This is a genomic window from Maribacter polysaccharolyticus (assembly GCF_028882255.1).
GTDB classification, from domain to species: Bacteria; Bacteroidota; Bacteroidia; order Flavobacteriales; family Flavobacteriaceae; genus Maribacter_A; species Maribacter_A polysaccharolyticus.
This window is the reverse complement of the sequence record NZ_JARBUY010000002.1, coordinates 185,970-197,913: the sequence shown is the minus strand read 5'-3', so window position 1 is coordinate 197,913 and position 11,944 is coordinate 185,970. Positions and strand designations below refer to the sequence as shown.

At 44.0% G+C, this 11,944-nt stretch carries 9 protein-coding genes; 5 read left to right on the top strand and 4 right to left on the bottom strand.

Annotation, left to right across the window (positions count from 1 at the left end; genetic code table 11):
• Positions 1-3 precede the first annotated feature (3 nt).
• Positions 4-702 carry a RadC family protein gene (radC, locus tag PHU20_RS06805; RefSeq protein ID WP_274824607.1) on the bottom strand — a complete coding sequence of 233 codons (699 nt, stop codon included), beginning with the start codon at positions 700-702 and terminating at the stop codon, positions 4-6.
• Between the two features lie 65 nt (positions 703-767).
• Between radC and PHU20_RS06800 the strand changes: the two genes are divergently transcribed.
• Positions 768-1,211 (top strand): DUF1569 domain-containing protein, encoded by a 444-nt coding sequence (locus tag PHU20_RS06800; protein ID WP_274824606.1) that lies wholly within the window; start codon positions 768-770, stop codon positions 1,209-1,211.
• Between the two features lie 211 nt (positions 1,212-1,422).
• Here the strand turns inward: PHU20_RS06800 and PHU20_RS06795 are convergent, their stop codons facing one another.
• Complete coding sequence (locus PHU20_RS06795) at positions 1,423-2,781, bottom strand: UDP-N-acetylmuramate--L-alanine ligase (protein ID WP_274824605.1); 1,359 nt, start codon at positions 2,779-2,781, stop codon at positions 1,423-1,425.
• A 217-nt stretch (positions 2,782-2,998) separates the two neighbouring features.
• Between PHU20_RS06795 and PHU20_RS06790 the strand changes: the two genes are divergently transcribed.
• From PHU20_RS06790 to PHU20_RS06775, 4 genes are all read left to right on the top strand, one after another.
• On the top strand, positions 2,999-3,310 hold the full coding sequence (locus PHU20_RS06790) for a cupin domain-containing protein (protein ID WP_274824604.1): 312 nt from the start codon (positions 2,999-3,001) through the stop codon (positions 3,308-3,310).
• 6 nt (positions 3,311-3,316) lie between these two features.
• Positions 3,317-4,102, top strand: coding sequence for an SDR family oxidoreductase (locus tag PHU20_RS06785; RefSeq protein ID WP_274824603.1), 786 nt, complete (start codon positions 3,317-3,319; stop codon positions 4,100-4,102).
• Positions 4,103-4,281: 179 nt separating this feature from the next.
• Positions 4,282-10,308: an alpha-2-macroglobulin family protein gene (locus PHU20_RS06780; RefSeq protein ID WP_274824602.1), complete on the top strand. Its 6,027-nt coding sequence runs from the start codon at positions 4,282-4,284 to the stop codon at positions 10,306-10,308.
• Positions 10,309-10,379: 71 nt separating this feature from the next.
• A complete protein-coding gene (locus PHU20_RS06775) occupies positions 10,380-10,754 on the top strand; it encodes a DoxX family membrane protein (RefSeq protein WP_274824601.1) in 375 nt (124 codons plus the stop codon).
• 104 nt (positions 10,755-10,858) lie between these two features.
• On the opposite strand, the gene PHU20_RS06770 is transcribed toward PHU20_RS06775, so the two are convergent.
• Together PHU20_RS06770 and PHU20_RS06765 are read right to left on the bottom strand one after the other, a co-directional pair.
• Positions 10,859-11,182, bottom strand: coding sequence for a LytR/AlgR family response regulator transcription factor (locus PHU20_RS06770; protein ID WP_274824600.1), 324 nt, complete (start codon positions 11,180-11,182; stop codon positions 10,859-10,861).
• A gap of 193 nt (positions 11,183-11,375) precedes the next feature.
• A complete protein-coding gene (locus tag PHU20_RS06765) occupies positions 11,376-11,900 on the bottom strand; it encodes a DUF4136 domain-containing protein (protein ID WP_274824599.1) in 525 nt (174 codons plus the stop codon).
• Positions 11,901-11,944: the final 44 nt, after the last annotated feature.

The window sequence follows — 11,944 nt, the reverse complement described above, 5'->3', positions numbered from 1 at the left end:
GGGTTATAAAATAGATTCATCGGCAAAGCTAAAGTAATCCTTTTGGGTAATGATCAAATGATCTAAAATTTTTATATCCAGGGCCAAACCCCCATTTTTCAGTTTTTGGGTCAGCTGTTTATCGGCACTGCTCGGTTTCAATCCTCCCGAAGGGTGGTTATGGGCAAGGATAAGGGCCACTGCACCAAGTTCGAGGGCCTGTTTCATGACCAAACGAACATCTACCAAAGTACCGGTGATACCCCCTTTGCTCAATTGGGCCATATGCATCACCTTATTGGAATTATTCAGGTACAGGATCCAAAATTCTTCATGGGGCAACTCGCCCAATTGCGGTTGCAAAAGCTCAAAAGCGTCTTTACTACTCGATATTTTGGTAATCCTTTGGGCCTCTTCCCCCCTTCTTCTTCTGCCGATTTCCAATGCTGAGGCTATGGTGACCGCCTTGGCTTCCCCGATGCCTTTGAACTGCATCAATTGTTTTATGGAGAGTTTTCCAAGTTCATTCAAGTTGTTGTTCACCGAGGCCAAGATACGTTTGGAGAGTTCTACCGCACTTTCATTTCGACTTCCCGACCCAATTAAAATGGCGATCAATTCGGCATCGGACAAAATGGATTTTCCCTTTTGCACCATTTTTTCCCTGGGTTTATCATCATCGGACCAATGCTTTATGGAAAATGAGGTTGGTTTGTCTTGCATGACCTAAAGATAATGAACAATTATTTTTATCGTAAATTTCATTTATAATTCTTAAACCCAATACAATGAAATCGATCTTTGAGGAAGAAGCATACCACGAGACCCTGGAACGGGTCAACCAGCTCAATGAAAACACCTTAGGGCAATGGGGAAAGATGAGTGTCGGCCAAATGGTCTGGCATTGCCAAGTGCCTTTAAGAACGGCCATTGAAAACAAAAAAACCACCGTAAAAGGCAATCCTTTGATCAGGTGGTTTTTCAAAAAATCGCTCTATAATGATACACCATGGCGAAAGAACCTACCTACAGCCCCCATGGCCAAAACCAAGGAAGATAAGGATTTCCATACGGAGCTGGAAACCTTAAAAAAACTGATCCACGATGTATATCAAATCAGGGACCGTAAAGTGTGGAACCCCCATCCCCTTTTTGGCAACTTCACTAGGGAACAATGGGGACAATTACAGTACAAACATTTAGACCACCATTTACGGCAATTCGGGGTTTAAGACCAAAAAGGAAACCCCTCAAAAAAAGACCTTTTGCCATCCGGCCATACCACTATGGCCACCAAATATTCCAACTGCTCCTGGATTGACACTTGATGGGCTCGGCATAGTGGCGAACCAAGGAATTGTGAATATCCCTAAGTTGCCCAACGATTAAACGGTAAACCCCTTCGCTTTGAGCAGCTAACGCGAACAGTATAGCGCTTCGGGTTTATTTTTGAATCAGTGTTTTCAAGGCCACAAGATCCAATCCACCATAATTACCGGAGCTCATCAACAGTAACACGGCATTTTCATAGTCCTGCCCGAACACATATTCCTTAAAGGCCCCGGAATCGGTATATATCCTTAAATCCTCACGTACGAAAGCCTCTGAGATCTGCTGGGGCGTCACTTCCTTCAATTTTTTGATCTTTACCGATTCAGGCAAAAAGAAGACCACGGCCTCATCGGCAGCATCCAATGCCCCTTTATATTCCTTTAGGAAGTCGGCATTGAAACTACTATACGTATGCAATTCCAAACAGGCGATCACCTTTCTATCGGGATACTGTTCCTTTACGGCTTTCGTTGTCGCCATCACCTTACTTGGCGAATGGGCAAAATCTTTATAAACCACGGCCGTATCGGTTTCCGCAATTTTCTCTAACCGTTTGGAGGCTCCTGAAAACGTTGCAATGGCCTCGTAAAAATCCTCCTCATCAACGCCCATATTCTGACAGATCCATTTGGCGCCCGCCAAATTACTAAGGTTATGCCTACCAAATACCTCAATAGGCATTGGACCTTCGGGGGTTTCCAACAGGGTTTCCCCATTTTCAACGGTATATTCAGGAGTGCGATATGGTAATTTACGAATCGCATTTTCCGAGGCTTCCACTACTTTTTTCACCTCCTGATCTTCTTCATTATAGGTAATGCTCCCCCCTTTAACAATACTATCCATGAAAATCCGGAACTGCTCTACATAGTTTTCGAACGTCGGAAATACGTTTATATGGTCCCAAGCGATACCGCTCAATAAGGCAATATTGGGTTTGTACAAATGGAATTTCGGTCTTCGATCTATGGGTGACGACAGGTATTCATCGCCCTCCAATACCATAAAATCATTCTCTTCGGTCAAATGGACCATACGATCAAATCCGTCCAATTGGGCACCCACCATATAATCTACCGCTATATCGTGATAACTGAGCACATGCAAGATCATGGAGGTGATGGTGGTTTTCCCATGGCTTCCCCCTATGACCACTCGGGTCTTGTTCTTGGATTGCTCATAAAGGAACTCCGGGTAGGAATAGATGGCGACCCCCAACTCCTGGGCCTTTAACAACTCAGGGTTATCAGGTTTCGCATGCATCCCCAAAATAACGGCATCCAGACCTGCATGTATTTTTTCGGGAAACCAGCCGAACGTCTCGGGAAGGAGTCCTTTATCGGAAAGTCGGGTTTTTGAAGGTTCAAAAATGACATCATCACTGCCCGTAATGACATATCCTTTATGGTGAAGCGCTAAAGCAAGATTGTGCATGGCACTACCTCCGATAGCGATAAAATGTATTTGCATGAAGATTGAATTATACCGCAAAGATAGGCAATGCAAATTCGAAAAAAAACAGCAATCGCCATTGCGATCTGCCTTTATATATCAATGGTGGATTTCATAAGTTTCCCCTCCCTACAATGGCAACACCGAGTGACTTCCGGTTTTAGAGCGACCCTTCCATAGGGTTTTTTCATTTCTGTCGCTATTCTTCATATCTTCGTTAGAGAAATAATCAGCTATGAACCTAACAAATATCCCCACTAGAGAAATCATGCCCGGTTATCATGGTAAATTGATTCATTCCGAAAATATGTCGATGGCCTTTTGGGAGGTGGAAAAAGATGCTGAAGTACCCGAACACTTCCATATAAATGAACAGATCATGCATGTCATCGAGGGGGAATTTGAATTTACTTTGAACGGCATCACCAAGGTTTATCGACCCGGTGACCTGGTCATTATCGCCCCGAATGTTCCCCACGGCGGAAAAGCATTGACACCCTGTAAACTCATGGATGTCTTTAGTCCGACAAGAGAAGAATATAAATAAATCGATATGAACATTTCATTAAAAGGCAAAAATGCACTGGTAGGCGGCAGTAGCCGGGGTATCGGAAGGGCCATTGCAGAACAATTGGCCAAAAGCGGTGCCAGTGTCACCCTTATGTCACGCAGTGCGGACAAACTCAAAAAAATAATAGCCGACCTTCCTTCAGCACCCCATCAGTGCCATAGCTATTTGGTCGTTGATTTTACCGACTTTGAAAACTATCGCAAAACGATGGAGACTTATTTCGAAAACAACCAAGTCGACATCCTGGTGAACAACACCCAGGGCCCTGAGGCGGGCAGTGCCTTGGAAAAGAAAACTTCCGATTACCAAGAAGCCTTCGATTTGCTTTTTAAAACCGTCGTCTTCACCACTGAACTGGCTTTAAAACATATGATCGCGAACAAATGGGGCCGTATTATCAATGTGGCCTCGGTATCGGTAAAAGAACCTTTGTCCTATTTGGCACTGTCGAATACCATAAGGGCGGCAGTAGTTACTTGGGCCAAATCATTGGCCAATGATGTCGGCCAATACCAAATAACGGTGAACAGTATTCTTACGGGGTATTTCGATACGGAACGCATTAGGCAATTAAATGCCAAAAAAGCGATACAATTCGGTATTTCCGAGGATGAGGTTCTTACCGACATGGAAACCAAAGTGCCGGTCAGAAGGATTGGAGACCCCAAGGAATATGGTTTCCTTGCCACTTTCTTGGCTTCGGATCAAGCCGCATACATTACGGGTACCCAAATCCCCATTGATGGCGGATTGTTGAAGTCGTTATAGGCTTTATCGATCCTTCCCATGGGAATATCAGTAGTCATGCGTTTCCATTTTCCTTTCGGTAAACCCATCACACTTCAAACAACCAACAATGTCATTGGCTCACCCTATACGTCCGCTCACTCATCAGCGGTTGTCATTGGCATAGGTTTTGCACACCTTTGAGTACTAAATTCATGACCATGAAACATCTTATTACCCTACTCACCATAATCCTATTTTCACAAATGGCAAATTCCCAAAAAAATGAAGGATCTTACGAAGTGCTATGGGAAAATGTAGCCCAATTTGAAAAGGAGGCCTTGACCAAATCGGCACTTGGGGTGGTCGAAAAAATCTCGAAAAAAGCGCATAAGGAAAACAATACGGGTCAAATCATAAAATCCCTTTTATACACCTCCAAATACGCCCTGACCCTTGAGGAAGACGCTCAATTGCGTATTGTAAATGATTTTAAACAGGAAATCCTGAAGGCTGCATTTCCCACCAAAAACATCTTAGAAAGCTATTTGGCCAATTTATATTGGCAATATTTTCAGCAGAACCGATATCAGTTTTACCATAGGACAAAAACCGAAACAAAAATAGATCCGGTCGATTTTAGAACCTGGGACCTCATGACACTGTTCACTGAAATAAACCTTCGTTTCAAAAATTCACTCACCCATCCCGAGTCATTACAACAGATCCCCATTGATACGTATAAAGACATCCTAAATGAGCAAAAGGGCCCTGAAACCTATCGCCCTACCCTATTCGATATTTTGGCCCATACGGCCCTCGATTTTTACAAGACCCAAGAGTCGGACATTACCCGACCGGCGAATAAATTTGAAATCGATGACCCTTCCTTTTTGGGCGAGGTCCAAGAATTCATAAAGGTAAAATCGGATACGGAGGACAAGACATCATTACAGGCCCAGGCCATAGCGACCTATCAGCAATTATTGGCTTTCCACCTCGAGAACAATAACCCGGAAGCCATGGTCGATGTCGATATCGAACGCCTTCAATACGTACACCAGTATGCGGTATTCCCCGATAAGGACTCGTTCTATTTGAAAGTTTTACAACAATCATCCCTAGGGACAGCCCCCCATGCGACATCGGCCCTTTATCGGCATGAAACCGCTTTGTTATACCGGCAATGGGGCAATACCTACCATCCAAAGACCCAAAAAGAACACCAAAAGAAATTAAAGGAAGCCGTTGCCCTATGCGATGGTATTATCAAGGAATTTCCCAAGAGTAAGGCTGCCGATAAAAGTAGGGACCTTAAAGCGACCATATTGTCCAAAAACCTTGAACTTACCGCAGAGAAGTCCATCCCCACCGACCAGCCATCCCGCATATTGGTCAATTATAAAAACCACGACCATCTGCAATTCTCGGCCTTTAAAATTTCCCCTCAGGACCTAAAGGAACTGCATAAACACCATCCCGAACCCAAGAAACTCGCTTTCATCAAAAAACTCGAATTGGTCAAATCCTGGGATGCCGTTTTAAAAAACGAAGGGGATCATCAAAACCATAGCACCGAGGTACTTTTACCCGCATTGGGGAACGGCTTATATCTCATCTTGGCAACCCCTAAGGACCAAGACCCTTCATTTGCCTATTCGGATATCCAAGTTACGGATTTGGCACTGGTCGAAACCCGCACATCTTCGGAATACCGTTTTCAAGTCATAGACAGAAACGATGGACAGCCCAAGAAAGGCGCCCAACTCCAACTAACGTATAAAGAGAACTACGACCGTGGCTTTTTGACCAAAACCTATACCACCGATGCCTTGGGCCAAGTCTTGATCCCATTAAGCAGTAAACGATGGACGAGTGTCAGGGCCACCATTACGGCGGGTGACGATACCGCCTATTTTGGGGATTATTTCATCGATAAGGAGTATGACCAAGAGGACCATACCGAAACAACCTATAACTCATTTCTTTTTACCGACCGAAGTATATACCGCCCCGGTCAACCTTTGTATTTTAAAGGAATCGCCATTTTACAGGAAAAATCGGGATCCAACGTACAGCCGAATACGGCAATAACCGTAACCCTACTTGATGCCAATGGCCAAGAAGTGAGTTCACAAGAATTACGGACCAATGAATTTGGATCATTTACAGGGGAATTCATACTCCCCAACAACGGACTTACAGGACGTCATTCTTTGCAAGTCCGTTCCAAGGCCATCAATATCAACGGGGGCCTGAACTTCTCGGTGGAGGAATATAAACGTCCCAAATTCGAGACTTCATTCGATCCCATTACGGCCACCGTAAAAATAAACGATAGTGTCATCGTCTCCGGTAAGGCCATGGCCTATGCCGGAAGCGCCATTACCGATGCCAAGGTCACCTATAGGGTCAAACGGATCGTAGATTTCCCAAGATGGTATTTTGGGTACCGACCTTATTTCAACGGCGCCCCCCAGGAAATTACCCATGGGGAAACGACCACGGATGCTTCAGGCAACTATCAATTTAAATTCATGGCCCTTCCCGATATGTCGGTCGCTAAGGAAAGTGTGCCCACCTTCAATTATGAAATCAGTGCCGATGTTACCGATATAAACGGGGAAACCCATAGTACCATGACCACGGTCCGCGTAGGGTACCATGCACTAACCGCAAACATCGTAGTTGGCGAAACCTTGGATAAGGATAAAAAAGACCATACTATTACCGTATACACCAATAACCTCAACGGCCAATTTGTTCCCGCTAAAGGGACCCTAAAAATCTATAAGTTGAAATCCCCTGCCCATGTATTGCGAAACAGGCCATGGGAAGCCCCGGATTATCCCGGTTTTAACGAAGGGGAATTCAGAAAGCTTTTCCCCCACGATGCCTATGCAAACGAGCATGACCAAACCCAATGGGAAAACGGGCCATTGGTTTTGGAAACATCCTTCGATACGGGTACTTCCATGGACATAAACCTTGGTAGCATCAAAAAATGGGTTTCCGGAAAATACCGAATAACCCTGGAAACCAAGGATAAATTCGGACAGACCGTCAAAGACCTAACCCATATGACCCTTTTCAGCGAAAAGGATAATAGTTTGCCCGACAATCAGCTATTCCATATCAAGACAGACAAAGACCATTATGCGATAGGTGATAAAGCGGTAATAACCTTTTACTCCAATGCGGAAATGCTGAATGTAAGGGTAATGGTCGAAAAAGACCGTAAGATTATCCAAACCCAATTGGTCACCCTAGGAAACGGAGGAAAGAAAATCGTTGTTCCCGTTACCGAAGAAGACTTAGGAGGGTTCTCCCTTACCTATAGTTTTTCGGCATATAACTCTTTTTATACCGGAGTCTTGCCCATCTCCATCCCTTACCCTAAAACCGATTTGGAGATCGAAACCTTGACCTTTAGGGACAAGATAAAACCGGGAACCGATGAAACATGGAGCTTTGAAATCAAAGGCCCAAAAGGTGAAAAGGTCGCCGCCGAAGTATTGGCGAATATGTATGATGCCTCTTTGGACGCCTTTAAAGACCACTCTTGGGGTTTTAACCCTTTACACCAACCTATCTATTATTCGAACTTCCGTACCAATGCAGATCGAAGTTTCGGGAACTCCTATTTTTTCACATTCAGCGAACCAATGTATAGAAACCGGTACAAGCCCCCATATTACAACACCTTTAACTGGTTTGGGTTGCAGTTCGGAAATAGTCCCGTTCATATTCGCGGCCTAAGTAGGGTAATGAAAAATGCCGATCAACAGATCGCGATGGAAGCTGATCCGGAAACTTTGAACCTAGTAGTAGCTGTTGAAAACACAACGGGTATTGAAGTAGGGAACGAGCAAAAAGCCCCAATTACGGAAGAAGACAAAGGTCCTATCCAAATTCGCAAAAACCTTCAGGAAACCGCCTTCTTCTTTCCCCAATTGCATACTGACAAGGAGGGCCATGTATCTTTTAGCTTTACGACACCCGAAGCGCTGACCCAATGGAAATTACAGCTATTGGCACATACCAAGTCCTTACAAAGTGCCATGAGTACGCTCGAGACCGTGACCCAAAAGGAATTGATGGTGACACCCAATGTACCGCGTTTTCTCCGCGCAGGAGATCAAATTACCATCAGCACCAAAATCGCCAACCTAACGGAAAAAAAACTGACAGGGCAAGCGGAAATAACCTTGACCGATGTGATTTCCGGAAAGCAGATCACAAATGATCTCCTACTTGCCGAAACACAACAAATTTCCTTTTCGGCAGATGCCCTTGGAAACACCCAAGTGTCATGGACATTGAAGATTCCGGCTAACTTACAGGCCCTGCAATACAGGATCATTGCAAAAGCCGGTGATTTTAGTGATGGCGAACAAAATGTGCTTCCGGTTTTGACCAACCGCATGCTGGTGACCGAAACCTTACCCATGTGGGTAGGCAGTAACCAATCCAAGACCTTTACTTTGGATAAATTGAAGGACCCTGCTTCAACGACCCTAGAAAACCACAAACTAACTTTAGAGATCACCTCGAACCCGGCATGGTATGCCGTACAGGCCCTGCCCTATCTCATGGAATTCCCTTATGATTGCAACGAACAGGTATTTTCTAGATATTACGCCAATACCTTGGCGAGTCATATTGTCAATAGCTCCCCTAGGATCAAGGAGGTCTTTGACCAATGGGCCCATAGCGATGCCTTATTGAGCAATTTGGAAAAGAACCAGGAGCTAAAAGCATTGCTCATTCAGGAAACCCCTTGGTTGCGGGATGCACAATCGGAAACCGAGCAGAAAAAACGTATTGCCCTATTGTTCGACCTGAACCAAATGCAACAGGCACAAGCCAAAGCCCTGAACCAATTGAAACAAAACCAAATGTCGAACGGGGCCTGGGCATGGTTTAAAGGCGGAAGGGAAAACCGTTTTATCACACAACATATCATTACGGGCCTAGGGCATTTGAAAAAGCTGTCTGTACACACCGATGAGGATACCAAGCTGCCTGCCATGACCGCTAAAGCCATTCACTATTTGGATGAAGCCTTTATGAAGGAATACGAGCAAATGAACAAGCATGCGAAGAACATCGACAATGACCATTTGACGTATCTGCAAATGCATTACCTCTATATGCGCAGTTTTTTCCCGGAAATAGCAACCTCGGAAAAGCTTGATGCCATTACTTCCTACTACTTAGGGCAAGCCAAGAAATATTGGATCGAAAAAAGTCTTTATGCCAAGGGAATATTGGCTTTGGTACTGCATAGAAAGGACGATAATGCAACGGCTAGTAAAATTCTACGTTCCCTAAAGGATAACAGTATTGTTTCTGGGGAAATGGGCATGTACTGGAAAGAAAACACCCCATCTTGGTCTTGGTACCAAGCCCCTGTTGAGACCCAAGCGTTACTGATTGAAGCTTTTTCGGAAATCTCAGATGATAGCACTACGGTCGATAAACTTAAAATATGGTTGCTGAAAAACAAACAGACCAACCAATGGAAATCGACCAAAGCCACTACCGATGCGGTCTACGCCCTATTGCGTCAAGGAAGCGATTGGCTTTCGGTTACCGATGCCGTGGATATTTTGGTGGGCGGTAAAAAAATAGAACCGTCCAAAATGGAAAACATACGGGTTGAAGCCGGTACCGGATATTTTAAGACATCGTGGAACAACAGTGAAATAAATACAAACCTAGGTGAGGTGCAACTTACCGAAAAAGGAGAGGGTATCGTTTGGGGAGCCCTTTATTGGCAGTATTTTGAGGACTTGGACAACATAACCCCGTCCGCGACCCCTATACAACTGAAAAAGAAACTGTTCTTGAGAACCCATACCGATACCGGTGAGGAAATTTCGGAAATAACCCCTAAAACCAATTTAAAGGTAGGCGATCTTGTACGGGTGCGCATAGAACTCCGTGCTGACCGGAATATGGAATTCGTCCATATGAAAGACATGCGTGCAGCCGGACTGGAACCCATAAATGTGCTATCGCAATACAAATGGCAAGATGGGTTGGGGTATTATGAAAGCACGAAAGATGCCAGCACCGATTTCTTTTTCGATTCACTCCCAAAAGGCATCTATGTTTTCGAATATGACCTAAACGTTAACAATGCCGGTGATTTCAGTACGGGCATCACCACCATTCAAAGCATGTATGCCCCGGAGTTCAGCAGTCATAGCGAAGGTCAGAGAATAAACATAACTCTTAAATAATTGCCAATTATTCATTTTTTTGGTATTTTTTTTCATAATTTAATTGTTCATCAACTCAAAAACAATCAATTATGAACGCTACGATTTTCTTAGTACTCCGTTTTGTCCTTGGCGTTTTTTTACTCGCCGTAGGATTCGATAAGTTTTTTCATTTTATGCCAATGGGCGAAATGTCGGCCGCAGCAACCGATTATTTTTCCGCTCTTATGAGCACCAATACCCTTAAGGTAGTGGCCATTATCGAAATACTCGCAGGTATTTCATTATTGGTCAACAAATATGGGGCCTTAATGATGTTGGTACTCCTTACCGTATCGGTAAACACCATCTTATTCCATGCCTTTCTGGAACCGGGTTCCATTTTAAGGGCATTGGTTTTACTTATCCTTAATATAGTGATGTTATACAATTACAAAGACCGGTACAAAGATTTGCTTAGAGCTTAAGAGGGGAGCATTGATTGACGCTTCTTATAGACCCATTCGGTCTTTGAAAAGATAGGATTGCCTTCGGGACACTTCCACTTCTTCACCGTTGCGCATACTCAATTTTAATTTCCCTTGAACCAGGGCACCAAATCCTGGATGAAATTCGTATTGATAATCTGTTGGCGATTTGCCCTAAAAAAGTATTTTTCGGGAAGCTTTTCCTCTATTTGGTTGAACCATTTATAAAGCATGGGCCTTTCATCGCGAAAGAACACACGGTTATAATTGCCTACGACTTCCAAATGGGAAAAATCCCCGATTTTTATCAACCGGCACTTTTCCCCATCCTTTATGAAAACCTGACTGCTTCCGGTCAACCTTGCTGCGTTGACTGCCGTTTCATTATTCGATGCTTCCAATTTAGCCTTCACTTTATCAATGGCCATGGCGAAGCGTTTTTCATTTATCGGTTTTAGTAGGTAATCGAAGGCATGCTGTTCAAATGGTATGAAAAAAGGGTCGGATTTATTTTATATGGGTTGTAAAATCCCGAACGAAAAACAAAGTTGACCTAAGGCATATCCCTAATCCACATAGCTGTACGACCATCATACGGGAAGTCAAAAATACAGCTGGCCGTTATTTGGTTTTAGGCGGATATTTTGACAATACCTTTTCAACTATTTCCTGAAGTTTGGCTTCCCGTTCGGTAGGTGATGTATTTTCGTGGAAACTACTACTACTTACAGCCTGCCAAAACAATTGTTCTTTTTGACTATCGATAAAATCGAGTATGATTTCGCGTTGAACCTTTGAAGACGCAATGGGAATTCCGACAGACAGTCCACCAGCGACATTCCTTCCGCCACCACCTACCCCCAATCCAACCGTATTGTCATTTGGAGTCTGGTAGATTTCACTTTGGATATTGATAAAAAAGTCGGGCTCTTCGGATAACAGCAACCCTTTGCCCCTTAAAGCGGCATCGAGCACCTTTAGAAAGCGCCTTTCTTCCAAATCACCCAATCCCGTTTCCATATCACTGTAATAATTGTAGGTCGCGTAATTTGAAAAATCGGTGCCTTTTTGATAATCGGTCTGCACACGAACGGCTTGACACGAAGTAAACAAAAGGACCAATAATAAGTAGGGTATGATTTTCATCGCCTTAGCTTTTCTTAAATGTAAAGAAAAATCAGACTTTTCGT

Coding starts and splice junctions, on each gene's coding strand:
- radC (WP_274824607.1), bottom strand. CDS start 702: ATGCAAGACAAACCAACCTCATTTTCCATAAAGCATTGGTCCGATGAT.
- PHU20_RS06800 (WP_274824606.1), top strand. CDS start 768: ATGAAATCGATCTTTGAGGAAGAAGCATACCACGAGACCCTGGAACGG.
- PHU20_RS06795 (WP_274824605.1), bottom strand. CDS start 2,781: ATGCAAATACATTTTATCGCTATCGGAGGTAGTGCCATGCACAATCTT.
- PHU20_RS06790 (WP_274824604.1), top strand. CDS start 2,999: ATGAACCTAACAAATATCCCCACTAGAGAAATCATGCCCGGTTATCAT.
- PHU20_RS06785 (WP_274824603.1), top strand. CDS start 3,317: ATGAACATTTCATTAAAAGGCAAAAATGCACTGGTAGGCGGCAGTAGC.
- PHU20_RS06780 (WP_274824602.1), top strand. CDS start 4,282: ATGAAACATCTTATTACCCTACTCACCATAATCCTATTTTCACAAATG.
- PHU20_RS06775 (WP_274824601.1), top strand. CDS start 10,380: ATGAACGCTACGATTTTCTTAGTACTCCGTTTTGTCCTTGGCGTTTTT.
- PHU20_RS06770 (WP_274824600.1), bottom strand. CDS start 11,182: ATGGCCATTGATAAAGTGAAGGCTAAATTGGAAGCATCGAATAATGAA.
- PHU20_RS06765 (WP_274824599.1), bottom strand. CDS start 11,900: ATGAAAATCATACCCTACTTATTATTGGTCCTTTTGTTTACTTCGTGT.